We start from the raw sequence: 25,638 nt of genomic DNA on the forward strand, positions 1-25,638 counted from the left end.
GAGATGACGGACACCAGCAACACGCCAGGCGCCGACGGCGGTGACGCCGTCGTCTCCGCCTTCAACGCCGTCGGCGCCGACTACCTCTTCTGTTCCTCCGGGTCCGAATGGGCCCCGGTGTGGGAGTCCCTGGCCCGGCGTCACCGCGACGGTGACCCGGCGCCGGACTACCTCGACCTCACCCACGAGACCGTGGCGGTCGGCATGGCCACCGGGTACGGCCTCGTCACCCGGCGCCCGCAGGGCGTGCTCCTGCACGCCGCCCCCGGGCTGCTGCAGGGCTCGATGGCCGTGCACGGCGCCCTGCTCGCCGGCGTCCCGATGGTGGTCACCTCCTCGGAGTCGAGCACCTACGGCGACGGCCCCGGGCAGGACCCGGGCGGCCAGTGGTACCGGAACCTGTCGATCGTGGGCGGGCCGCAGGGCATCGCCCGGCCGTTCACCAAGTGGGCCACCGAGGCCGCCAGCGTCCACACCCTGCCGACCATGATCACCCGGTCGGCGGAGCTGGCCTGGCGGGCACCCGCGGGCCCCGCGTACCTGAACATCCCGCTGGAGATCCTCCTGGAGGACTGGGACGGGCGCGAGGCCAAGCCGATCGTCCGCCCGGGCTCCACGCACAGCTCGCCCGAGGAGGTCGACCCCGTCGCGGAGATGATCCGCGAGGCGAGGAACCCCGTGATCGTCACGGAGACGGCCGGCCGCGAGGCCGGCGGCTTCGAGGCGCTCGTGGCCTTCGCCGAGGCGTGGAACATCCCGGTCGTCGAACCCGACTCGGCGGTGTGCGGCAACTTCCCGCGGAACCACCCGCTGCACGCCGGCAGCGACATCGGGCCCTGGATGGACGAGGCCGACCTCATCCTGCTGGTCAACTGCCGCGTCCCGTTCTACCCGCCGAGCCGCAAGCCCTCGAAGGCCCGGATCGTCGTCATCGACGAGGTGCCGCAGCGCCCGCACGTCGTCTACCAGGTGCTGTTCGCGGACAGGTACCTGGAGGGGAACGTCACCAACACGCTGCGCCAGCTCGCCCGGCGGGCGGCGAACCTCGACACGGCCGCCGTCGCCGTGCGCCGCACGGCGCAGGACGAGCGGTACGCGGCGGAGCAGGCCGCCATCGTCCGCGCCGAGGCGAAGGCCGCGGAGAGCGAGGGCGTCGACCCGGTGCTCGTCGCCGCGACACTGCGCCGGCTGCTCGACGGCAGGGACGGCATCGTGGTCGACGAGACGATCACGCACAGCCGGGTCGTCAAGCGCCACGTGCAGACGTCCACCCCCGACTCGTACTTCTACGTGCAGGGCGGACTCGGCCAGGGCATCGCCGTGGCGCTCGGCGTCAAGCTCGCCTCGGGGGAGCGCCCGGTGGTGCTCACCATCGGCGACGGCGCGTTCGCCTACAACCCGGTCATCCAGTCGTACGACGCCGCCAAGGCGTACGGACTGCCGGTGCTGATCGTGGTGTTCAACAACCGTGTCTACAAGTCGATGAACCTCAACCACCGCAGGTTCTACCCCGACGGCGCGGCGGCCGAGACCGGCGAATGGCTCGGCACCGACCTGCACCGCCTGCCCCGGCTCGCGGCGTTCGCCGAGCCGTTCGGCATGCACACCGAGACGGTCGACACGACCGACGCGCTCGTGCCCGCGCTGGAGCGCGCGCTCAAGGCGGTCGCCGAGGGTACCACCGCCGTCGTCGACGTCCTCGTCACCCGCTGACCCAGGAGGCTTCCGCCACCATGTCCGACACCCCCACCCCCAAGCCGGGGAAGGTCGTCGTCCCCGCCGAGGACCTCCGCACCTTCTCCGCCGCCCTCCTCGAGAAGGGAGGGCTGAGCGCGGACGACGCCCGCACCACCGCCGACGTGTTCGTCTGGGCCGCCCGGCGGGGCGTCGAGTCGCACGGCATCGCCCGCGTGCCGGCCTACCTCGACCTCCTCGCCAAGGGCGTCGCCAACGCCGCCGCGCAGATCACGGTCGAGTCGTCCACACCGGCCGCCGCCGTGCTGGACGCGGACCGCGCGCCCGGCCCGGTGGCGCTGACCGCCGCCGCCGACGAGGCGGTGACCCGCGCCCGGACGAACGGCATCGCCGCCGTCGGTGTGCGCCGCACCGTGCACACCGGCGCCATCGGCTACTACGTGTCCCGGATCGCCGAGCAGGGCCTCGTCGGCATCGGCTACGTCGCCGGAATGCCGAACATGGGCTACACCGGCGCCAGGGGCGCGGCCGTGGCCACCAGCCCGCTCGCCATCGCCGTGCCGGCCGCCGACCACGCCCCGCTGCTGCTGGACATGGCCACCGCGACCGTCGCGCTCGGCAGGATCCGGCAGGCCAGGGCCAGCGGCACGGCGCTGCCCGAGGGCGCCGCGGCCACCGAGGACGGCACCCCCACCACCGACCCGGAGAAGGCGGTCATGCCGCTGCCGCTGGGCGGCGCCAAGGGGTCGGGCATGTCGCTCGCCTTCGAGCTGCTGACCAGTGTGCTCGTCGGCGCGCCCATCTTCTCGTCCTTCCACTCGGACGACCCGCAGGGGCGCAAGCACCGGCAGAACGCCCTGCTGATCGCGCTGGACCCGGCGGCGTTCGGCGACACGGGCATCTTCACGGCGGACGTCGACGCGACGCTCGCCGCGGTGAAGAACCTGACCCCGGCGGACGGTGCGGCGGGCGTCTTCTACCCCGGCGAGCGCAGTGCCGCGGTGGCCGCGGAGCGCGACCGCGCCGGGGTGCCGGTGGCACCGAAGGTGTGGAGCGAACTCCTGGCCAAGGCCGAGGAGTTCGGCATCACCCCGCCCGCGGCCGGTATCCCCGCCGGCCGCTAGCGGGGGAGCGGTCGGCGCCGCTCCCGGGGCCCGGCCCCCGCCGGCCGGCAGGTGCTCCCCTGCCGGCCGGGCCGGGTCGGCCGCCCCGGCGCGCCCGGGCGGCGCCGTCCTCGCCGCCCGCCGTCCCCGCCGCCCCCGGCGGCCCGACGCATCGACGGCCGCAAGTGGTAAGTTAGTGAGCCTAAGTAATTGATGCGAGGGAGAGCCATGGCAGAGCGACCGGACCGCAGGCCCCGCAAGCCGCACACCGCACAGGTCATCCGCACCGAACGACTGACCCCGCACATGCAGCGCGTGGTCCTCGGCGGCGAAGGGCTCGCCGCCTTCACGGCGGGCACCTCCACCGACCACTACATCAAACTGCTGTTCCCGGCCGAAGGGGTGACCTACCCCGAGCCCTTCGACATGGAGCAGATCCGCGCCGAGTTCCCGCGCGAGCAGTGGCCCACCACCCGCACCTACACGGTGCGCGCCTGGAACGCCGAACAGCGCGAACTCGTCGTCGACTTCGTCCTCCACGGCGACGAGGGCCTCGCCGGTCCCTGGGCACTGCGCGCCCGCCCCGGCGACACCATCCGCTTCAACGGCCCCGGCGGCGGATACACCCCCGACCCCGCCGCCGACTGGCACCTGCTGGCCGGCGACGAGAGCGCCCTGCCCGCCATCGCCGCAGCCCTCGAAGCGCTGCCCGACGGCGCAGCCGTCCACGCCTTCGTCGAGGTCGACGGGCCCGACGAGGAGCAGAAGACCGACTCCCGGGCACACGTCGTCTGGCTCCACCGCGGCGACCGGCCGGTCGGCGAGGCCCTCGTCGAAGCCGTCCGCGGCCTCGACTTCCCCCAGGGCCGGGTGCACGCCTTCGTCCACGGCGAGGCCGGCTTCGTGAAGGAGCTGCGCCGCCACCTGCGGACCGAACGCCGGATCCCGCTCGAAGACCTGTCCATCTCCGGATACTGGCGCCTCGGCCACAACGAGGACGGCTGGCAGGCCTCCAAGCGGCAGTGGAACGCTCAGGTCGAGGCGGAGCAGGAGACCGCCACGTCCTGAGGGGCGGCCACCGGGACGCACCCCCGCAGCCGCCCGCCCGCCCGCACCGCCGGCCCTCGCGGCACCGGCGGTGCGGGACCGGCCCCCGTACCGGGCCCGTACGCCCCCCGTACCGGGCCCTCGTACGGGGCCCCCCGTACCGGGCCCGTACGCCCCCCGCACAGCCCCGCACACCCCCCTCGACCACCTGCCGCACCCTCACCGCCCGCCGGTCCCGCGCCCGGACAGCCACGGGACCGGCGGGCAACACCCCGCCGCGCAGGCGCCGCAGACCGCCCTGGTGCCCGTTCCGATCCCGCCGGGCACCAGGGCGCCCCACCCGGCCTCCCCTCGCCGCCGCACCGCCGGACGGCACCCGGCAGCAGCAGAACGGAAGGAACGGGGCCATGAGCGCCACCGACGACGACCCGACGGACGACCTGACGGTCACCCCGCCGAAGACCTGGGCCACCGGCCTGCCCGCCGTCACCCACGCCCTCGGCTACGCCCTCGGACAGACCACCGTCCGCCGTACCGCCCTCACCCTGCTGACGGTCAACCAGACCGGCGGCACCGACTGTCCCGGCTGCGCCTGGCCGGACCCGGGACCCGCCGACCGCCACCGCAACGAGTACTGCGAGAACGGCGCCAAGCACATCGCCGACGAGGCCACCTCCCGCCGCGTCACCCGCGAGTTCTTCCGCCGCCACTCCGTCGCCGAGCTCGGCGCGAAGTCCGACCTGTGGCTCAACCAGCAGGGCCGGCTCACCGAACCCATGGTCAAGCGGTCCGGCGCCGAGCACTACGAGCCGATCGGCTGGGACGAGGCCCTCGGGCTCCTCGCCACCGAGCTCAACGCCCTCGACTCGCCCGACCAGGCCCTCTTCTACACCTCCGGGCGCCTCAACAACGAGGCCGCGTTCCTCCTCCAGCTCCTCGCCCGCGCCTACGGCACCAACAACCTGCCCGACTGCTCCAACCTGTGCCACGAGTCGAGCGGCTCCGCCCTCAACGAGACCCTGGGCGTCGGCAAGGGCAGTGTCACCCTCGACGACATCCACCACAGCGACCTCGTGTTCGTCGTCGGGCAGAACCCCGGCACCAACCACCCGCGGATGCTCTCCGCCCTGGAGGAGACCAAGCGCAACGGCGGCCGGGTCATCGCCGTGAACCCACTCCCCGAAGCCGGCCTCATGCGGTTCAAGCACCCGCAGAAGGCCCGTGGCATCCTCGGCCGCGGCACCGCCATCGCCGACCGGTTCCTCCAGATCCGGCCCGGCGGCGACCTCGCCCTCTTCCAGGCACTCAACCGCCTCCTCCTCGAAGCCGAGGACGCCGCCCCCGGCACCGTGCTCGACCACGCGTTCGTGGAGGAGCACAGCACCGGCTTCGACGCGTTCGCGGCCCACGCCCGCACCATCGGCTGGGACGACGTCCTCGCCGCCACCGGACTCCGCCGCGAGGAGATCGAGGACGTGCACCGGCAGGTCCTCGCCAGCCGCAGCGTCATCGTCTGCTGGGCGATGGGGCTGACCCAGCACAAGCACGGCGTGCCCACCATCCGCGAGGTCGTCAACTTCCTCCTGCTGCGCGGCAACATCGGCCGCCCCGGCGCGGGCGTCTGCCCGGTGCGCGGCCACAGCAACGTCCAGGGCGACCGGACGATGGGCATCTGGGAACGCATGCCGCAGCCGTTCCTCGACGCTCTGGGCCGGGAGTTCGGCTTCACCCCGCCGACCGCCCACGGCCTCGACTCGGTCGACGGCATCAGGGCCATGCTCGACGGACGCGCCACCGTCTTCCTCGGTGTCGCCGGCAACTTCGTCCGGGCCAGCCCGGACAGCGACGCCACCGAACGCGCGATGCGGCGCTGCCGCCTCACCGCCCACATCTCGACCAAGCTCAACCGCTCGCACACCGTCTGCGGCGACACCGCACTGATCCTGCCCACCCTCGGCCGCAGCGACCGCGACGTGCAGTCCGCCGGCGAGCAGTTCGTCACCGTCGAGGACTCCATGAGCGAGGTGCACGTCTCCCGCGGCCGCCTCGCACCGGCCTCCGACCACCTCCTCAGCGAGGTCGCGATCATCGCCCGGCTGGCCCGCCGCACCCTCGGCGACACCCCCCGCATCCCGTGGGAGGAGTTCGAGGCCGACTACGGCACCGTCCGCGACCGGATCGCCCGCGTCGTCCCGGGGTTCGAGGACTTCAACACCCGCGTCGCCGCCCCCGGCGGCTTCCGCCTCCCCAACCCCGTCGACGCGCGCGTCTTCCGCACCCCGAGCGGCCGGGCCGTCTTCACCCGCAACGAGTTCACCATGCTCCGGGCACCCGCCGGACACCTCGTGCTGCAGACCCTGCGCTCCCACGACCAGTGGAACACCGTGCCGTACGCCATGGACGACCGCTACCGCGGCATCCACCACGCCCGCCGCGTCGTGCTCGTCAACCCCGCCGACCTGGAGGCGCTGAACCTCGCCGACCGCGCCGAGGTCGACCTCGTCGGCGTCTGGCACGACGGCGTCGAACGGCGCGCCCGGGGCTTCCGCGTGGTCGCCTACCCCACGCCGCCCGGCTCCGCCGCCGCCTACTACCCGGAGACCAACGTCCTCGTACCGCTGGACAGCGTCGCCGACATCAGCAACACCCCCACCTCCAAAGGCATCGTCGTCCGGCTGGAGCCGGCGGCCGCCGGAGGCTGACGGCACCGCGCCCCGCCCGGGGGCCCGGCCGCACAGGAGAGGACACCCATGGCCCGATCGACCGCGCGACGGAGCGTGCTGCGCATCCGGGACGGCGTCCGCACCCTCCGGCCGGACACCCTCGCCGCCGAGGAACCGATGGAGATCCGGGTGGGCGGCCGCCCGCTCGCGGTGACCATGCGCACCCCCGGCCACGACTTCGACCTCGCGGCCGGCTTCCTCGCCGGCGAAGGCGCGGTGCACCGCGCCGACGAGATCGCGGGCATGCGCTACTGCGCCGGGGCCACCGACGGCGACGCCAACACCTACAACGTCGTCGACGTCGTCCTCGCCCCGGGCACGAAACCGCCGGACGCCTCGCTGGAACGCCGCTTCTACACCACCTCCTCGTGCGGCGTGTGCGGCAAGGCGAGCCTCGACGCCGTACGGACCACCACGGCCCGGGCGCTCGGACCGGGGCCGCGGGACCTCGCACCGCAGCTGCTGGCCGCACTCCCCGCGCGGCTGCGCGCGGCGCAGCGGGTCTTCGACAGCACGGGCGGCCTGCACGCCGCCGGGCTCTTCACCGCCGACGGCGAGCTGCTCTGCCTGCGCGAGGACGTGGGCCGGCACAACGCCGTCGACAAGGTCGTCGGGCACGCCCTGCGCGGCGGACTGCTGCCGCTGCGCGACACCGTGCTCATGGTGAGCGGCCGGGCCTCCTTCGAGCTGGTGCAGAAGGCCGTGACGGCCGGGATCCCGGTGCTGGCGGCGGTCTCCGCGCCGTCGTCGCTGGCGGTCGACCTGGCCGCCGAGTGCGGGCTGACCCTGGTCGGCTTCCTCCGCGGCACCTCGATGAACGTCTACACCGGGGCCCACCGCCTGGAGGCCTGAACCCCCACCGGCCGACCGGCGGTGTCATCGGCCGCCGTGCGCCCGGTCGGCGAGGATCCGCCCGACGACACGGCGCGCGGTCCCCGCCATGCCCGGGTCGGTCTCCGCGTAGTACCAGAGCTCGTCGAGCGCGATCGACAGCGCCCAGCCGCGGCCCCGGGCCCAGCTCGCCCCGTCGGCCCGCGTACCGGTCCGCAGGACGTCGCGCGCGCCGGCCGGCAGCAGGTACCAGGCCGCGATGAGGTCGACGGCGGGATCGCCCAGCCCCAGGCAGCCGAAGTCGATGACGGCGCCGAGGCGCCCGTGCGCGACCAGCACGTTGCCCGGCTGCAGGTCGGCGTGGATCCAGACGGGCGGGCCGGCCCACGCGGGCGCCCGTAGCGCCTCCTCCCAGGCGGTGGTCACGGCCGCGGTGTCGACCCTTCCGCGGAGGCGTCCGATCGCGGCCCGCGTGCCGGCGTCCCGGTCGGCGAGCGCGCCGCCCCGGAACGAGACCGGCGCACCGCCGGGGTCGATCCGGTGCAGGGCGGTGAGGAAGGCCGCCAGGTCCGCGGCGAGCAGGGCGGGTTCGGCGACCCGGCCGGCCGCCACGGTCTCCCCGTCGAGCCAGCGGTAGACCGACCACGGCAGCGGGTAGCCCTCGCCCGGCACGCCCCGGCCCAGCGGCACCGGTACCGCGGCCGGCAGGTGCGGCGCCAGCCGTGGCAGCCACCGGTGCTCCCGCTCCACGTCGCCGACCGCCCCCGCGGTGCGGGGGAGGCGGACGGCCAGGCCGTCGCCGAGCCGGTACATCGCGTTGGTGGTGCCGCCCGGTTCGACCCGGGCGAGGGGGAGCCCCGCCCACTGCGGGAACTGCGCGGCGACCAGCGCCCGTACCAGGGCGTGGTCGACGGTGATCTCGTCGGCGTGCAGCCGGGGAGCGCTCATGCGGGACCTTCCGGGCGGGGGAGCGGCCGGGGTCGATGCAATCGGCCGGGCCCTCCGCCCGTCAACCGCTTTGATGCTCCCGGGCCGTTCCGCCGTCCTCCGGCGCGCCGGGCCCGGCCACCGCCGACGGGTGGCCGGGTGGCTGCCGACGGGTGGTCAGGGCCGCCCGGCGGCGGCCCGCTCCTGCAGCGCGTCCAGGCCGACGAGGTCGTCGGCGCGGGCGTCGGGCACGTCCCGGTCGAAGCGGGCGAGGACGGTGATCCGCCGGGCGAGCAGGCCCACCGCGGCCAGCACCAGCGCGAACAGCACGTAGGTGAGGCCGAGGCCGCGACCGGGCCCGGTGCCGACCACCAGGCCGACGGTGCCGGCCAGCGCGCCGCCCGGGTCCAGGGCGGGCTGGAGCAGAGCGGCCGTGCCCGGCCCCAGCACGACGAAGCCGATCGGCATGGTGCACCACGCGAACACCGTGTTGACGGCGAACGCGCGGCCGTGGAACCGGGCCGGGATCTTCACCTGCACGATCGTCGCGTAGATGGTGTTCATGACGGTGAGCCCGAGGAACATCCCGAACACACCGGCCGCGACCACCGTCGTCGACGGCCGCAGCCCGGTGACCAGGCAGCCCGCGGCGAGGAGCAGGAAGGAGGTCAGCACGCCGTGCATCCTGCGCTGCGACGGGCCGCCCCAGACCGCCATGAGGGTGCCGCCGGCCATGATGCCGAGACCGCCCGCGAGCGACACCCGGGCGACGTCCGCCAGGGTGCCGAAGCCCAGCACGAGCGGCTGGAAGAAGATGAAGAGCGGCCCGACGAGCAGGTTCGTCCCGGCGAAGAAGAACAGCATCGCGCGGAATCCCGGCGTGCCCGTGGCCAGCCGGAACCCGGCCCGGATCTCCTCGCCCACGCTCTCCCGGCGGCGCCACCCCAGGCTCCGCGGGAAGCGCAGCGAGGCGGTCACCGCCACCGCCACCACGTAGGTGCAGACGTCGGCGATCAGGATGCCGCGCAGCCCGACCGTGGCCAGGGCCGCGGTGGCCGCCAGCGGCACGGCGAACTGCACGATGCCGCCGGCTGCCTGGACGAGACCGTTGGCGTGGCCCAGGTACCGCTTGGGCACCAGTTGGGGCACGGCGGAGGAGTAGGCGATCCGCTGGAACGTCAGGGCGACCGACAGCACCGTCATCAGGGCGTAGACCGCCGGCCTGGCGAGGGCGTCGGCGAGCAGCAGCCCGAGCATCGCGGCCTGGGTGAGACCGGCGGCCGCGTCGGCCGTGATCATGACGGCCCGGCGGCTGTACCGGTCGGCGACGGTGCCCGCGACCGGGGCCGCCAGCAGGCCGGGCACCAGTGCGAGCGACGAGAGCAGGGCGAGCTGCAGCAGCGAGTTGCTGCTGAGGTAGAGCCAGAGCGGCAGGGCGAACTCGGTGGTCGCCGTACCCGCCATGGAGACCAGTTGGCCCGCCGCCACGGCGAGGAAGCGCGGCATGCCCGGTGCCGGGGGCCTGCGCCGGACGCCGCGCGGGGCCGGGCCGGTCGCCGGGGTGGCGTCGGTCGCCGGGGTGGCGTCGGGCCCGGTGGGGGCGGGGGCGGCGTCGGGGGAGCGGCTCGACACGTCGGCGAGGCGCCAGGCCCGCGGCGGTGCGGTACCGGGCCGCCCGCCGACCGTCCCGGAGCTCGGTTCGGAGCTCGGTTCGGAGCTCGGTTCGGGGGCCGTGGGGGTGCGGTCGGCGGCCAGCGCCGGGTGGACCCCGGTGACGATCGCGGCGACCTCCTCGGCGCGGTACTTGAGGAAGTAGTGCCCGGCCTCGTCCAGGACCACCAGGGCGGTGGTGCCGGTGACGAAGTGCCACTCCCTGAACCGCTCCTCGTGGTAGGAGGTGATGTCGTCCCGCTCGCCGACGACGGAGATCACCGGCGCCGCCAGCGGCGTCACCCGGCGTCGCAGCAGCGCGGTGAAGTACTCCTCGGCCTCGATGTTGTCGGTGCGCAGGTCGTGCACCATGCGGCGGGCCTGCTCCGGGTCGACCTCGTCCAGGCCGAGGCCCAGGGAGGTGAGCCAGTCGCGGTAGCGCCGGTCGCTGCCCAGGCGCTCCAGCCGGGCGAGCAGCCGGACGAGCGGTCCGCGGGGCCGGGCGAAGGGGAAGATGCCGCCGACGTAGACGGCGTCGACCGCCCGCCCGCTCTCCTCCAGGGCCAGCGCGAGGGCGACGGCCAGGGCGCCGCCGACCCCGCAGTGCCCGTACAGCGCGACGGGGCCGCGCACCTGCGAACGGATCTCGGCGACGGCCGCGGCGACCAGCTCGGGGAACGCGGCGCGGCGCTCGGCCAGTCCCATCTCCTCGCCGGTGCCGGCCAGCGCCAGCAGGGCGTGGCCCGGCGGCAGGGCCTCGGCGAGCGGCTGGTAGACGGCGGCGCTGCCGCCGCCGTACGGGATGCAGACCAGGGTGAGGGCCGGCTCGCAGGTCTGCCGGGGTGTCAGTTCGTGCAGGACGCGGGCGGGTCCGCGGTCGGCTGCCGGGGTGTCGGCCAGCGCCGCCAGGGCGCGGACGGTGGGGTGCTTGAAGAGGTCCATCAGGGAGAGCGCCGCGCCGCCCGGGAGGGTGGCCCGCAGCCTGGCCACGACGCGGATGCCGAGGAGGGAGTGCCCGCCGAGGGCGAAGAAGTCGTCGTCGAGCCCCGGGGTGGGGATTCCGAGCGCTTCGGCCCAGACCGCGGCGACGGCGAGTTCCGCGTCGGTGGTCGGCTCGGCCCGCTCGCCGGTGGCGGGGGCGAGCACCGGGGCGGGCAGCGCGGCACGGTCGAGCTTGCCGGTCGGGCCGACGGGCAGCGCGTCCAGGGTGACGTGCGCGGAGGGCAGCATGGAGTCGGGCAGGGTACGGCGCAGCCCGGCGCGGAGGGCGGCGGCGCCGGTGTCGGCGCCGGAGCCGTCGGGCACGGTGTACGCGACGAGCCGGCGGTCGCCCGGCCGGTCCTCGCGGACGGTCACGGCGGCGTCCCGGACGCCGGGCAGGGCCCGCAGGGCGGCCTCGATCTCGCCGGGTTCGATGCGCAGGCCGTGCAGTTTGACCTGCTGGTCGGTGCGGCCGAGGTAGTCGATGGTGCCGTCGGGCAGATGGCGGGCGAGGTCGCCACTGGCGTACATGCGCGCGCCGGGCGGGCCCCACGGGTCGTCGCGGAAGCGTTCGGCGGTGAGCTCGGGCCTGCCGAGGTAGCCGCGGGCCACGCCGGGCCCGGCGATGTGGAGTTCGCCGGGCAGTCCGGTGGGCACCGGGCGGCCGTGCCGGTCGAGGAGGTGGACGCGCATGTTCTGGATCGGCCGGCCGATGGGCGTGCGGCGCAGCCCCTCCAGGGCCTCCGGTGTGCACGTCCAGGCGGTGCAGTCGACGGACGCCTCGGTGGGCCCGTAGAGGTTGTGGAGGGCGCAGCCGGGGAGGCGGGCGAGGGCGCGGCGGGCGAGGTCGGCGGGCAGTTCCTCGCCGCTGCAGACCATGGTGCGCAGGGTGGTGCACCGTTCGACGCCGTCCTCGGCGAGGAGGACGGCGAGCATGGACGGCACGAAGTGCACGGTGGTGACGGAGTGGCGGATGACGGCGTCGCGCAGGTAGGCGCCGTCGCGGTGGCCGCCGGGGCGGGCCATCACGAGGCGGGCGCCTTCGCGGAGCGGCCAGAACAGCTCCCAGACGGAGACGTCGAAGGCGGCCGGGGTCTTCTGGAGCACGGCGTCGTCGGGGCCCAGCGGGTAGGCGCGCTGCATCCAGTCGAGCCGGTTGTCGATGCCACGGTGGGTGCAGACGACCCCCTTGGGCCGGCCGGTGGAGCCGGAGGTGAAGATGACGTACGCCGCGTCGTCGGGCCCGGCGGGGCGGCCCGCGGGCCGGTCGGCGCCGTCGGCCGGCTGGTGCCACAGGGCGGGGTCGTCGAGGCCGATCACGAGCGTGCCGGCGGGGAGTTCGGCGGGGAGGCGGTCGCGGACGGCGTCCTGTACGAGCAGCACCGGGGGTGCTGCGTCGCCGAGCATGCCGGCCAGGCGGTCCGCCGGGTGGTCCGGGTCGAGGGGCAGGTAGGCGCCGCCGGCCTTGAGCACGCCCAGCAGGCCGGCGACGAGCTCGGCGGAGCGCTCCGCGCACACGGCGACGATCTTCTCCGGTCCGACGCCGTGGCCGCGCAGTCGGACGGCCAGCGCCTCGGCCATGGAGTCGAGTTGACGGTATGTCAGGACATCGCCGGTGGCGTCGACGGTGAGGCAGGTGCGGTCCGGCGTGCGGGCCGCCTGCTGCTCGAAGCGCCCGTGCAGGGTGCCGGGGGCGAGGTCGACGACGGCGCCGTTCCACTCCGCGAGCGCGGTGCGGTGTTCGGCCTCGTCCGTCAGGTCGAGCCGGGAGAGCGGGAGTTCGGGGTGGAGCGCGACCTGCTGCAGCATCCGCCGGAAGAGCTCGGCCAGCCGCGCGAGGGTGGCCGGGTCGAACAGGTCGGAACTGTACGTGAAGAAGCCGTGCAGCCCCTCGTCGGTGTGCCGCAGGTACAGCTCCAGGTCGAACCGGGTGGAGCCGGTGGTGAACGGGTGGTGCTCCACCGTCGGGCCGTCGCCGCGGCCGGCGGCGGACGCCTCGGCACGCTCGTAGTTGAGCAGGGTGAAGGAGGTCTGGAACACCGGCGGCCGGCCCGGGTCGCGGGGCAGCGCGAGCTCCTCGACGAGCTGCTCGAACGGCATGTCCTGGTGGGCCAGGTCGGCCACGAACCGGTCGCGGACCCCGGCCAGCAGCGCGGCGAAGGACGGGTCGCCGGAGAGATCGGCGCGCAGCGCCAGCACGTTGGCGAACAGGCCGACCAGCGGCTCCAGTTCGGGCAGCGTGCGGCCGGCGACGGTGGAGCCCACCGCGAAGTCCTCCTGCCCGCACCAGCGAGCCAGCAGCGCCTGGTAGGCGGCGAGGAGCGTCATGTAGGGCGTGGCGCCGTGGGCGGCGCCGAGCGCCAGGACGGCCCGGCTCAGGTCGGGGTCGAGCGCGATGCCGTGCCCGGCGCCGCGCAGGCTGGGCACGGCGGGGCGGGGCCGGTCGGTGGGCAGGTCGAGCGGGGGCACGCCGTCGAGCCGGGCGCGCCAGTGCGCGAGGTCGGCCCGGCGTACGGCGCCCTGGTAGCGCTCGCGCTGCCAGGCCGCGAAGTCGCCGTAGCGGACGGCGGGTTCGGCGACCGGAGCGGTGTCGGCCGGGTGACCGGCGCGGTAGTCGTCGAGCAGCTCGCGCAGGAACAGCTCGCTCGACCACCCGTCGGAGACGATGTGGTGCTGCACCACGACCAGCCGGTGGTCCTCCGGGTCGGCCCGCAGCAGACACGCGCGGACGACGGGGCCGTCGGCGAGGTCGAAGGGCCTGCCGGTCTCCTCCTGCACCCAGCGGCTCAGCTGCTCCTCGCGGGCCTCCGGCCCGAGGTCCGGATCGGCCGTGCGGACGGTCGGCCGGAAACGGCCGGGCGGGTCGACGACGACCCGCGGGGTGCCGTCCTCGGCGGTGGGGAAGCGCATCCGCAGGCTCTCGTGCCGGGCGACGACGCGTTCCACCGCCCGGACCAGCCGTGCGGTGTCGAGCGGACCGCGCAGCCGGACGACCAGGGGCACGGTGTAGGCGGTGCTGTCGGGCACGAACCGGTCCATGAACCAGAGCCGCTCCTGGGCGAAGGACAGCGGCGGTTCGCTGCCCTCCGGCCGCCGGGGCACGGTCGTGACCGGGCCTGCGGTGCGGGCCGTGCGCAGCCGTCGGGCGAGGAGTTCGGCCCGTGCGTCGTGCGGTCGTGCGGTGTCGGCGCCGGTGGTCATCTCGCCGGGCCCCCTTCCTGGATCAGTGCGTGCACCTCGTCGTCGCTGAGGGCGTCGATCTCGGCGAGCAGGAGGTCCTCCACGGCCGCGGCCGTGCCGGCCACGGTCGGTGCGGTGAACAGGGTGCGCACCGGGAGGTCGAGCCCGAGGGCGGCCCGCAGCCGGGCCAGCACCCGGACGGCGAGCAGTGAGTGGCCGCCCAGGGTGAAGAAGTCGTCGTGCACGCCGACCTGTTCGAGGCCGAGCACCTCGGCCCACACCTCGGCGACCAGGTGTTCGGCGTCGGTCCGCGGCGGGGTGCGGACGGTGGCGGGGCCGGTCGCACCGTCCGCGGCGCCACCGGGCGCGGGGAGGGCGGCGCGGTCGACCTTGCCGCGGACGGTCAACGGCAGCCGGTCCAGCACCGCGTAGGCGTCCGGGACGAGGTGGGCGGGCAGGAGCCCGCGCAGATGCCGCCGCAGGGCGTCGGGCTGCGGCGCGTCGGTGCCGGGGGCGGCGACCACCCAGGCGGCCAGCGTCTGCCGGCCCGCATCGTCGTGCAGGTCCACGACGGCCCGGGCGACGCCGGGGTGGCGCAGCAGGGCGGCCTCCACCTCGGCCGGTTCGACCCGGTGGCCGCGCACCTTGAGCTGCCGGTCGCGGCGGCCGAGGAACTCCAGCGTGCCGTCGGGCCGCAGCCGGGCGAGGTCGCCCGTCCGGTACATCCGCCCGCGGCCCGCCGCCGCCGGGGGCGCCCCCGGGCCGGGCGGTCCGTACGGGTCGTCGGTGAAGCGGTCCGCGGTGAGGTCGGCGCGGCCGAGGTAGCCGTCGGCGATCCCGGCCCCGGCCAGCCACAGCTCGCCGGGCACGCCGGCCGGCACCGGGCGCCGGCCGTCGTCCAGCACGTACGCGCCGGTGGCGGCGATCGGGCGGCCGATGCCGGGCCGCCCGTGGGTGTCGGCGGCGCCGAGCCGGGTCGCGGTGGCGATCACGGCGGCCTCGGTGGGGCCGTACGTGTTCCACAGCTCGACCCGGTCGCCGAACCGTTCGCGCCAGGCCGCCACCGAGGCCGCCGCGACCTGGTCGCCGCCGAGCACCACGGTGCGCAGCGCGGGTGGCCACGGCACGGAGGGACCGGCGGCCACGAGCTCCTGCCAGTAGGCGGTGGGCAGGTCGAGGACGGTCAGGGCGCCGCCGTCGGGGCCGCCCAGCCAGTCGGGGAGTTCGGCGGCGGGCACGGGCAGCAGCACGACCTCCGCACCGTGGGTGAGGGCGGGGAAGATCTCCTCCACGTGGGTGTCGAAGCCCAGCGCGGCGAACTGCAGCACGCGCTCGCCGGGGCCGAGGCCGTAGGCCTCGCCCATCCAGCGCACCCGCGCGGTGAGGGCGCGATGGGGGACGGCCACCGCCTTGGGCTCGCCGGTGGAGCCGGAGGTGTGCAGGACGTAGGCGAGGTCGCCGGGCGCGGGCCCGGCCGGGTCGGCGAACGTGGCGGGATCGGCGGGGTGGGCGGGATCGGTGGGGTGGGCGGGCGTGCCGGGGTCGGCGATGTGGGGGGAGAGCGCCGCGGTCGGCAGCCCGAGGCCGGCATCCGTCGTGCCGGAGGCGGTTGTGGCGGTGGTGGTCGTGGCGGTGGTGGTCAGGACGGCGGTGGCGCCGGCCCGGTTGAGCATGGCCCGGGCCCGTTCGGGCGGCAGGCCGGGGTCGAGCGGCAGGTAGCCACAGCCGGCGAGGAGGATGCCCCAGATCCCGGCGACCGACGCGGCCGACCGCTCGCCGTGGAGCCCCACCGGCGTCCCTGGGAGCGCTCCCATCGCGCGCACGGCGACTGCCGCCCGCTGCGCCTCGGCCAGCAACTCCCGGTAGCTGAGCACCCGTTCGCCGTCGCGTACGGCCGGCGCGTCGGGCGTACGGGCGGCCTGGCGGAGCAGCAGCGAGACCACCGTCTCGTCCTCGTCACCCGCCGCCGCGGTGTCGGCCGGACCGTGCAGCAGCGAGCCGTGTTCGCCGGGCGCCAGGAGCGACAGCTCGGCCACCGGCACGCCGGGCTGCGCCACGGCGGCCCGGGCCAGCAGCGGCAGTCTGTCCAGCAGGGCCTGCGCGGCCGCGCCGTCCAGCACCGCCGGGTCGTGACCCAGCACCAGGTGGAGGCCGTCGGCGTGCGGCCAGGCGTCCAGCGCGGTGTCGAACGGCGTCGGCGCGGGCTCGCCCGGCAGCGCCTCGACCCGCAGCACCCCGGGCGCCGTGGCGCCGGACGCGGCGGCAGCCCGCGCAGGCGCCGGTGCCGCCTCCGTGTGCAGGTTGAACCAGTGCCGGAACAACTGCCGCTGCCCCTCCTCGCGGGCCGTGCCCAGGGCGCCGAGCAGCCGCTCGTACGGCACCTGCGGGTGGGAGAGCGCCCCGGTGACGGCCGACCGGGTGCGGTCGAGCAGGCCCTCGAAGGTGACGTCGCCGCCGAGGTCGGCGCGCAGCGGCAGCACCGCGGTGAAGCACCCGATCAGGTGCTCGTCGGCGCTGCGCTCGCGCCCGGCCGTCGGCGCACCCACCACCAGGTCGTCCTGCCCGGTGTGCCGGGCCACCAGCAGCTGGTAGAGCGCCAGCCAGGCCATGAACGGCGTGCACCCGCGGCTGCGGGCGCACCCCTCCACGGCTGCCGCGAGGGCGCCGTCGACCCCGGCCCGCACCCAGGAGGTCGCCCGGTCGCGGTCGGGTGCCGGGCGGGCCGGAGCCGCCGCCGGGGGCAGCCCGCGAGCCGGCGGCGCCGCCAGCTCGGCCGACCAGTGGGCCAGCGCCCGGTCCGCCGCCGGTCCCGCCGCCCGGGACCGCTGCCACATCACGTGATCGCCGAAACCGCCCTCCACGGACGGCAGTCGGGGCACCTGGCCGGCCACCGCCGCGTCGTGCGCGGTGACGAGCTCGTCGAGCAGCAGCCGGATCGACCAGCCGTCGGAGACCAGGTGGTGCGCCGCGACCAGCAGCACGTGCGTCCGCTCCCCGGTGCGGTACAGCTCCACCCGCAGCAGCGGGCCGCGGTCCGGTGCGTACGGCTCCAGGCCGCGCCGCCCCGCACGGCTCACCGCGGCCGCCTCCGGGTCGGCGGCCGCCCGCAGGTCGTGCACCGCCACCCCGACCCGCGCCCCGCCGTCGATCCGCTGCACGGGCGCACCGTCGACCTCGGCGAACGAGGCGCGCAGCGGCTCGTGCCGGCCGACCACGGTGTCCACCGCCCGCTGGAACGCCGCCGGATCGAGCGGGCCGGTCAGACGGCGCACGGTGACGAGGTTCTCCGACACGTCGTCCGGGTCGACGCGCTGCAGGAACCACATCCGTTCCTGCCCCGGCGTCAGCGGGTACTCGCGGTCAGACATGCTGGTGCTCCTCGGTGAGACGGGCGAGTACCGCGCCGAATCCGGCAGGGGTGGGGGATTCGAAGAAGGCCGAGGCCGGGACGGCCACGCCGTACCGCTCCTCGATGCGCGCGGCGATCCGCACGACGGCCAGCGAGTCGCCGCCGAGGGCGAAGAGGTCGTCGTGGTCGCCGACCCCGGCCCGGCCCAGGACCTCGCACCAGAGGGCTCGCAACTCCCCGACCGGGCCGCCGCCCGCCGGTGCGGCTGCCGCGCCGGTCGTGGCGACGGCCGCCCGGCCGGTCGGCGCGGCGGCCCGCACGGGCGCCCGCCAGGGCTCGGCCGTCCGCAGCGTGCTCACCGGGGCGTCCGGCCGCTCCGCCAGCTCCGCCAGCAGCTCGGCGAGCGCCTCGGCCAGGCCCGTGACGGACTTCCGCGTGTACCGCGCGCACGGATACGTCAGCACCAGCTCCGCGCCGTCCGGTCCGGCGCCCGCCGCCAGCGTGAGGTCGTAGGCGGTGCCGTCGACCTCCTGGCCCCAGGGGTGCGCGTCCACCCCCGGGCCCCAGCCCGTGTCCGGCGCCCCGGCGACCGCGGTGCCCTCGTCCCTTTCCACGAACAGCACCTGGAACAGCGGGTGCACGCCCGGCGCCCGGCGCGGGGCCGCGGCCGCCACGATCCGGTCGAACGGCGCGGCCTGCGCCAGGCCCGCCGCGAGCGCGTCCCGCACGCGCAGCGCGAGCACCCGGAACGCCGGATCGTCCGCGAGCGAGACCCGCAGCGGCAGCAGATCGGTGAAACAGCCCACCACGGGGTCGAGGTCACGGTGCGGCCGGCCGCCCGAGACCACACCCACCGTGACGTCCCGCCGGTCCGCGCAGCGCGCCACCACCACCAGGAACCCGGCGAGCAGCACGGTGTGCGCCGTCAGCCGCGCGCCCGCCCCGACCGCGCGCAGCCGCTCCACCGTCCCGGCGGTCAGCCGCACGGTCACCGAGGCCGTGCTGCGCCCCGTCGCCGCCCGGGCCTCCCGCGGGGCGGCCAGGCCGAGCTCGAGTACGGGCGCGGCACCCTGCAGCCGGTGCCGCCAGTAGGCGAGCCGCTCGGGCAGCACCTGGTCCAGGCGGTGCCGCGACCACACCGCGTAGTCCGCGTAGTCCGGCCCTTCCGGCTCCGCCGCGTCGGCCGCGTCGGTTGCGTCGGTCGTGTCGGTGGGAGCGGCCGTGTCGGTGGCGGCGAGCGCCCGGTAGGCGTCGGCCAGTCGGCCCGTCAGCAGGGCCGCCGACCGGGCGTCGGCCGCGATGTGGTGGCAGACCAGCAGCAGCCGGTGACGGTCGGGTGCCAGCCGCAGCACCGTCAGCCGCAGCATCGGCCCGGTCGCCAGGTCGAAGCGGTGGCTCCCCGCCTCCACGGCGACGGCCTGCGCGAGCGCCTCGCGCTCCTCCGCGGGGACGGGCGTCAGATCCACCGTCTCCAGCAGCGTGCGGGCCTCGTCGGGCGTCAGCGGGTGCTCGGGCAGCAACTGCACCGGCTCGCCGTCGTGCTCCGCGTAGCGGGTGCGCAGGACGGGGTGCCGGTCGACCACGGCGGCCAGCGCCGCGGCCAGCCGGTCGAGGTCGAGCACACCCTCCAGCGCGAGGCCCGCGGTGACCGGCGGCGAGGCGGACGGCCCGCCGATCCGGTCGGCCAGCCAGAGCCGGCGCTGCTCCGCGGAGCAGATCAGCGGGCCGCCGCCGCGCGGCACCCGGGGGATGCCGCGGCTGCCGGAGGCCGCCTGCCGCCGGGCCGCCAGCAGGCGCAGGGCGAGGCCGCGGCGGTCGTCCGGCCGCGCAGGGCCCGTGCCGGGCGCGCCGTCGGCGTCCGGGCCGTCCGGGACGTCCGTGGTGCGAGGGGTGGTGCGGGGCGTGGTCACTCGTCCTCCCCGGCGAGGCGCAGCGGCGCCTCCAACAGGTCCTTCACGCCGGTGAGCAGGGCCACCACCTGGCGGCCGTTCAGCAGCCGGTGGTCGAAGGCGGCGCCGAGGTGCACGAGGCTGCGGGCCCGGAACCCGCCGTCGGGTCCGGGCAGGACGACCGTGCGGGGCGCCGCCAGGGACAGGGCGCACGCCTGCCCGGGGAAGACCACCGGCAGCGCGAAGGCCACCCCGGGGTCGGTGTGCAGGGTCAGGGTGATGTTCGCGCCCTGCAGCTCCCGGTCGCGGAAGGCACCGCGCAGCGCCGCCATGCGGTACTGCATCAGCGTGCGGGCCAGGTCGCCGAGCGGGGCCCGGTCGGCGTCGTGCACCACGGGCACGAACAGTCCGCCGCCGAGGTCGAAGGTCACCCCGACGTGCGCGCCGGGTACCAGCCGGGTGGCCGTGCCGTCCGCCGTCAGCGCGGCGAAGCAGGCCGGGTCGGTGCCGCGTCGCGCGGCGAGCGCGGCGAGCGTCAGTTCGGGGAGCCCGACGAGCGTGCCGGCGGCCGCACGGAGGGCGGGTCCGGCGCCCAGGGCCTCCGTCACGTCGACCTCCACGGCGGTGAACGCCGCGGGGATGTCGCGGTGGGCGGCGGTGACCGTGGCGGCCACCGCCCGCTGGATCCGCGGCAGCGGCGTCACCGTGGTGCCGGGCGGGTCCTGCGCGGCCTGTACGGCCGGCGCGTCCAGGGCCTGCGCGGTGACCCGTACGTCTGCCGCCCGAAGGCCGGTGTCCCCGGGCGCGGTGCCCACGGGTGCGGTGTCCCCGGGTGCGGTGTCCCCGGGTGCGGTGCCCACGGGCACGGCCGCCGTACGGGCCGCCGCCAGCCGCTCCACCTCGGCCCGCCGCACCAGCGGCACGCCGAGCGCGAGCGCCTCCGCCTCGGGGATGCCCAGCTCGGCGAGCAGCGCCCGGGCGGGCGCGGTCAGCACCGGGCCCTCACTGCGGCCCGGTGCGTCCGCGGGTGCCGCGGCCGTCGGTGCGGCGGCTTCTGCCACGGCGGCCTCCGCCGCGGCCGGCACCGGCCGCCGGGCGGCCTCCAGCGACCCGGCGTCCGCGTGCAGCCGGGCGATCAGGTCGCCCGGGGCGTACTCCTGCCCGGGCCGGCCCAGCTGCTCCAGCAGGCCGTCGGCCGGGGCGGCCAGCTCCTCGATCGCCTTCGACGTCTCCACCTCCAGCAGCGGCTCGCCCTCGGCCGCCTTCCCGCCGTCCGGCACCAGCCAGGCCAGCAGGGTGTAGGCCGCGTCGTTGTTGTTGACCTTCGGCATCCGGTACTCCGTCACCGCGACCGTTCCTCTCCGTGCTGTACCGACGCGCGGACCGCCCGCCGGATGTCCTCGGCCTGCAGGAACACCTCGTCCTCCAGGTGCGGTGCGGCCGGCACGACCGCGTCCGCCGCGCTCAGCACCCGCACCGGGGCGCGCAGCTCCGACCAGAGCCGCGTGTGCAGCGCGTGCGCCACCTCGGTGCCCCAGCCGGCCCCGGGGGTGCCGTCCTCCACCACGACGACGCTGCCCGCGCCGGCGCACAGCTCGGCGAGCCGGTCGGCGTCGAGCGGGTGGAGCTGCACGGGCACCAGCAGGCGGCAGCAGAGCTCGTCCTCCAGCAGGAGCAGGCGCGCGGCGTCGACCGCGCGGCGGGCGAGCCCGCCGGGCGCGATCAGCACCGCGTCGACCTCCTCCACGCCGGCCGGGCCGACCACCGCCGTGCCCAGCGGGCCGCCGTCGAGCCGGTAGCCCAGCACGTCGTCGACGACGCCGTCGGCGTACCGCCGCTCGGTGTAGAGCACCTTGTCCTCGAAGAGCACCGACGGGGTGCCCGTGGTGAGGGCGTGCCGCACCAGCGGCACCGCGTCGTGGAACGGGCTCAGCTCGTACAGGTCGAGGTCCGGCACGCCCAGCAGGTGCTTCTGCGGGCTCTGGCTGTGCGTGGGGCCGTAGCCGCGGCGCCCCCCGACCGGGCAGCGCACCAGCAGCGGCACGGGCACTCTCCGGCCGTACATCGAGACGGACTTCGCGGCGAAGTTGACCAGCTGGTCGAAGGCCAGGGTGACGAAGTCGCCGAACATCATCTCGACCACGGCCCGGTCGCCGGCGAGCGCCAGACCGGCGCCGACGCCCGTGATGGCGCCCTCGCTGAGCGGGGTGGACCGCACCCGGTCGCCGAACCGGGTCGACAGGCCGCGGGTGACCTTGAAGGCGCCGCCGTACGGGTCCGACACGTCCTCGCCGAGCAGGTGCACGGAGGGGTCGGACTCCATCAGGCCGTGCAGGGCCCGGTTGAGGTTCTCGGCGACCCGCTCGCGTCGCGGCGGCGTGCCGTCGACGACCGCCGCCGCGTCGACGACCGCCGGCGCGGGGACGACCGCCGGCGCGCTGCCCGTACGGCTCGCGCGGGCCCGCCCGTCGGACGGGGGCCGCGCCGACACCTCGGCGACCAGCCGGTCGACCAGCGCGGCCTGCCGCGCGTCCCATGCGGCGAACCGCCCGGGCGACGCGCCCGCGCGGGCGGCGTACCAGTCGCGGTCGTGCAGCGCCGCCAACTCCTCGGCGCCGCGGGTGTCGTCGCCCTTGCTGTGCGGGCCGAGCCGCGGCACGTCCAGCTCGACGACCAGCGGGCCGCCGCCCGCCCGTACCCGCGCGAGCAGCGGCTGCAGCTCGGCGCGCAGCGCGCCGGGGCGGGTCTCCGCCGAGTGGTGGTGGGCCGCGCCGAACGCCTCCGCGCGGGCCCGCACGGTGCCCGCCATCTGCAGCCGGGTCGGCGTCGACTGCGCGATGCCGTTGTGCTCGACCACGACGACGAGCGGCAGGTGCCACAGCGCGGCCATGTTCAGCGCCTCGTAGACTGCGCCCTCGCCCCAGGTGCCGTCACCGACGAAGGCGAGCGCGAGGGCGCCGTCGCCCGTCCGGCTGCGCCGCAGGGCCGCGCCGACCGCGACGGGCAGGCTCTCGCCCTGCACGCCGGTGGAGAGGAAGCCGTCGGTGTAGAGGTGCTGGCTGCCGCCGACGCCGCCGCAGACGGCGCCCTGGCGGCCCATCACCTCGGCGAGCAGGCCGTCGGCGTCGCCCGTCAGGGCGAGGTAGTGGCCGTGGCCGCGGTGGTTGCTGAACACCATGTCGTCGGCGCGGAGCAGAGGGGCCAGTGCCACCGGCACGTACTCCTGGCCGAGGCAGGTGTGGGTGGTGCCGCTGACCCGTCCCTCGCCGAACAGGCGCAGCAGCGCGAGCTCGACGTGGCGGATCAGCAGCAGCGTGGCCAGGTCGTCGTCGGCCGGGCCGTCCGGCGCCGCGTCGGCGGGGGCGGGCCCGGGGCGGGCCAGGGGGTTCAGCACGGGGTCGGCTCCTCGGTGCGCTGGGTGGGTGCGGCGTCGGGTGCCGGGTGCCGGGCGGCGGCCCGGCGGGCGGCGAGCAGCCGGAGCACGGCCGTCCGGTCGGCACCGGGGTCGGCACCGGTGCGGGGTGCGGGGGGCGGCTGCACCGGTGCGGGCGGTGCCGGGGGCGTGACGGGTTCGGCGAGGTAGTGCTCGAAGGCGTCCGGGTCGAGGCCGGTGGCGAACGCGGCCGCGGCGGCCCGCGAGTGCGCGGCCAGGCCCTCGTAGTGGCCGCGGTCGGTGAGCAGCGCGGTGAGCGCCTCCCGCCACGGGCCGAGGTCCTGCGCGGGCACCACGGGCAGCGGCCGGGCCGACCCCGCGCCGGGGAGGTAGGAGGTGACGGGCCGGACGGGCAGCCGGCCCGGCACGCCGAGCTTGGCCTCGGTGAGGCCGCCGACGTCCGACGCGAGCACCGGGATGCCGCGGAGCATCGCCTCCACGCAGGTGTAGCCGAACGTCTCGTCCCACAGCGAGGGCATCAGCAGGACGCCGGTGCGGCGCAGCACCTCGTCGATGTCGTCCACCGGCGGGGCGACGGTGATGTTGGGACGGCGTTCGAGCTGCTCCCGCTCCGCGCGGTCGGCACCCCAGGTGGGAACGGCCAGGAACGGCACTGCGGGCAGCGCGTCGGCGAGGCCGAGCAGGATCGAGATGCCCTTGTACGCGCAGGGGTTGACCATGGTGACCGCTCCGCGGCCGAACCGGCCGAGCGCGGGGAACGGTCCGTCGCCGTACACCTGCGGATGGATCACCCGGGCGTCGAGCCCGGCGTGCTGCCGGACGTACTCCCGGGCGGCCCGGCTGACCGCCATGACGGCGGCGGCCCGCCGCACCATCCGGGTGCCGGCCTCGCTGGGATGGAACGCCCCGGGGCCGAACGGCAGTTGCTGGATGGTGTGCACGAGGTAGACGACCCGGTCCGGGGTGGCCGCCAGGGCCGCGCTCAGCATGACGTGCCCCGGATCGTCGCCGGGGACGAGCGTGCGGTCGGGCCGCAGCTCGGCCGCCACCGCCCGGACCCGCCCGGGCAGCAGGGACGGCGTGCGCACCGCGTGCACGGTGACGCCCCGGTGGGTGTAGACGACGGCGTCCGGTCCGTCGGACAGCACGGTGGCGCCCCGCTCGGTCAGCGCGCGGACGGCGTCCGCCGCGCCGCCCGTCACGGTGGCGAGCGCGCCGGTGAGCGGGCCGACGACCGTGCAGGTGTGGCCGCGTGCGGCGAGCCGTTCCAGCAGCAGCCGGTTCGACCGGTTGGCGCCGCCGTGCGACGGGAGGTGGATGAGGTTCTGGGCGAGCAGGATCCTCACCGCTCCACCCCCAGCAGCAGGCCGTCCGGCGCGTCGCCGGCGCGGCGTGCGGTCCGCGCGGTGGCCTGCTGCGGGATCGCCGTGGCGGGCCGGTCGGCCGGTGCGGGCCCGGTGACCGGGGTCGCCGTGGCGGGCAGGTCGGCCGGGGCTGCCGTGGCGGGCCGGTCGAGCCGCAGGCGCAGGCGCGCCCGGATCCGTTCGAGGTCGCGCGGCGGCAGGTCGCGCAGGCGGTCACGGACGGAGCCGTCCGGGGCCGCGGTCTCCGTACGGTCGAGCAGCCGGACCAGGCGGTCCGCGGCGGCGTCCTGGGCGCCGTGCGGGTCGGGCAGTCCGGCGACGGCCCGGGCCCGCGCCCGGTAGCCGTGGTCGGAGGCCGCGGCGCGCACGGCGGCGGGCAGGTCGGCCGTCCGCCAGCGGGCGGCGGGCACCGTGCGGGCCAGGCCCCAGCGGGCGAGCCGGGCGGCGTTGTCCGGCCGGTCGATGCCGTCGGCCATCAGCACCTGCGGTGTGCCGGAGGCGAGCACCCGTGCGGTCGTGCCGATGCCGCCGTGGTGCACCACCGCGGCGGCCCGCGGCACGGCCGCGGCGAAGCTGAGCCCGGGCGACCAGCGGAGGTTGCCGGGCAGCGAGGCCGGCAGCAGATCGCGGTGCCGGACGACCAGGAGGGTCGGCAGCCCGGTCTCCGCGGCGGCGGCCACCAGGGCCGGGTAGTAGTCGGGGTCCAGCATGCGGCCGGTGCCGCCGGTGGCGAGCACGGGCCGGACGCCGGGCGCGAAGGCACCGCCGAACACGTCGGCCGGCCCGTCCGCGGGGCCGCCGCGCAGGGTGCCCGGTGCGTCCGTCGGCCCGGCCTGCCGGGCGCCGAGGGCGTCCGCCGTGCCGTCGGGCAGCGGGAAGCCGGTCAGGGAGGTCCGGGCCGGCGAGCGGGTGCCGGCGGCGTCGAACCAGCTCGGCCACAGGCCGATCTCGGCGTCGCTCGCGGCGAACCAGGCCCGCCAGTCGCGGATCGGCGGCTGCCCGAGGCCGGCGCGGACGGCCTGCAGGCCGTCGGCGAGTTCGGTGCCGTAGAGGTGGGCGGCGACGGGTGCGGCCATCAGCTGGGTGGGTGCGAGGGCCACCCAGGCGGCGGGTGCGCCGAGGAGTTCGGCGGTGAAGCGCACCGAGACCGCCGAGGTGTGGCGGCCGACGAGGACGGTCTCGCCGGGGGAGTGCAGCCGCCGCAGGGTGCGGCACTCGGCGGCGATCTGCTCGAACATGCCGTTGCGCCGGTAGAAGGCGTCCCAGCCGAGCCGGGCCCGCGTGCCGCCGAGCAGGTGGGGCGTGTCGGCGAGGACCCGCTCGAAGGCGTCCTCGCCGTCGATCGGTTCGAAGCCGAGGCCCGCGCGGGCCGCGGCCTCCCGGTACGGCGCGTGGGTGAGCAGCACGGCCCGGTGGCCGGCGCGGACGAGCGCGGCGCCCAGGCTCACGAACGGCAGGACGTCGCCGTCGCTGCCGTGTGTCACGAGCAGGAACAGGGCCATGGC

General features: G+C 76.5%; 13 protein-coding genes. 5 read left to right on the top strand and 8 right to left on the bottom strand.

Going from position 1 to position 25,638, the window contains the following annotated elements; translation table 11 throughout:
- Positions 1 to 3: 3 nt before the first annotated feature.
- The 5 genes from OG335_RS39145 to fdhD all read left to right on the top strand — a co-directional run bounded on the left by OG335_RS39145 (position 4) and on the right by fdhD (position 7,420).
- Complete coding sequence (locus OG335_RS39145; RefSeq protein ID WP_405009096.1) at positions 4 to 1,713, top strand: thiamine pyrophosphate-dependent enzyme; 1,710 nt, start codon at positions 4 to 6, stop codon at positions 1,711 to 1,713.
- A 20-nt stretch (positions 1,714 to 1,733) separates the two neighbouring features.
- Positions 1,734 to 2,819: an Ldh family oxidoreductase gene (locus OG335_RS39150; protein WP_405009095.1), complete on the top strand. Its 1,086-nt coding sequence runs from the start codon at positions 1,734 to 1,736 to the stop codon at positions 2,817 to 2,819.
- A gap of 207 nt (positions 2,820 to 3,026) precedes the next feature.
- A complete protein-coding gene (locus OG335_RS39155; protein WP_405009094.1) occupies positions 3,027 to 3,866 on the top strand; it encodes a siderophore-interacting protein in 840 nt (279 codons plus the stop codon).
- A gap of 386 nt (positions 3,867 to 4,252) precedes the next feature.
- Positions 4,253 to 6,547, top strand: a complete 2,295-nt coding sequence (locus OG335_RS39160; protein ID WP_405009093.1) for an FdhF/YdeP family oxidoreductase — start codon at positions 4,253 to 4,255, stop codon at positions 6,545 to 6,547.
- Between the two features lie 48 nt (positions 6,548 to 6,595).
- Complete coding sequence (gene fdhD, locus OG335_RS39165) at positions 6,596 to 7,420, top strand: formate dehydrogenase accessory sulfurtransferase FdhD (protein ID WP_405009092.1); 825 nt, start codon at positions 6,596 to 6,598, stop codon at positions 7,418 to 7,420.
- 24 nt (positions 7,421 to 7,444) lie between these two features.
- Here fdhD and OG335_RS39170 read toward each other — a convergent pair whose 3' ends face one another.
- The 8 genes from OG335_RS39170 to OG335_RS39205 all read right to left on the bottom strand — a co-directional run bounded on the left by OG335_RS39170 (position 7,445) and on the right by OG335_RS39205 (position 25,635).
- Positions 7,445 to 8,347: an aminoglycoside phosphotransferase family protein gene (locus OG335_RS39170; RefSeq protein ID WP_405009091.1), complete on the bottom strand. Its 903-nt coding sequence runs from the start codon at positions 8,345 to 8,347 to the stop codon at positions 7,445 to 7,447.
- A 156-nt stretch (positions 8,348 to 8,503) separates the two neighbouring features.
- Entirely contained in the window at positions 8,504 to 14,158 is a 5,655-nt protein-coding gene (locus OG335_RS39175) for an amino acid adenylation domain-containing protein (RefSeq protein ID WP_405009090.1), read from the bottom strand.
- Positions 14,155 to 17,505 (bottom strand): amino acid adenylation domain-containing protein, encoded by a 3,351-nt coding sequence (locus tag OG335_RS39180; RefSeq protein ID WP_405009089.1) that lies wholly within the window; start codon positions 17,503 to 17,505, stop codon positions 14,155 to 14,157. The genes OG335_RS39175 and OG335_RS39180 overlap by 4 nt, the downstream gene beginning before the upstream one ends.
- On the bottom strand, positions 17,498 to 19,396 hold the full coding sequence (locus OG335_RS39185; protein ID WP_405009088.1) for a condensation domain-containing protein: 1,899 nt from the start codon (positions 19,394 to 19,396) through the stop codon (positions 17,498 to 17,500). The genes OG335_RS39180 and OG335_RS39185 overlap by 8 nt, the downstream gene beginning before the upstream one ends.
- Positions 19,393 to 20,721 (bottom strand): 2-oxo acid dehydrogenase subunit E2, encoded by a 1,329-nt coding sequence (locus OG335_RS39190; protein WP_405009087.1) that lies wholly within the window; start codon positions 20,719 to 20,721, stop codon positions 19,393 to 19,395. The genes OG335_RS39185 and OG335_RS39190 overlap by 4 nt, the downstream gene beginning before the upstream one ends.
- On the bottom strand, positions 20,718 to 22,769 hold the full coding sequence (locus OG335_RS39195; protein WP_405009086.1) for a dehydrogenase E1 component subunit alpha/beta: 2,052 nt from the start codon (positions 22,767 to 22,769) through the stop codon (positions 20,718 to 20,720). The genes OG335_RS39190 and OG335_RS39195 overlap by 4 nt, the downstream gene beginning before the upstream one ends.
- The gene (locus OG335_RS39200; RefSeq protein WP_405009085.1) at positions 22,763 to 24,115 is read right to left on the bottom strand and encodes a glycosyltransferase family 4 protein; all 1,353 of its coding nucleotides are present in this window, start codon (positions 24,113 to 24,115) and stop codon (positions 22,763 to 22,765) included. Before OG335_RS39200 ends, OG335_RS39195 begins: the two co-directional genes overlap by 7 nt.
- Complete coding sequence (locus OG335_RS39205; RefSeq protein WP_405009084.1) at positions 24,112 to 25,635, bottom strand: glycosyltransferase; 1,524 nt, start codon at positions 25,633 to 25,635, stop codon at positions 24,112 to 24,114. Before OG335_RS39205 ends, OG335_RS39200 begins: the two co-directional genes overlap by 4 nt.
- Positions 25,636 to 25,638 lie beyond the last annotated feature (3 nt).

Source organism: Kitasatospora sp. NBC_01539 (genome assembly GCF_045040525.1).
Lineage (GTDB): Bacteria > Actinomycetota > Actinomycetes > Streptomycetales > Streptomycetaceae > Kitasatospora.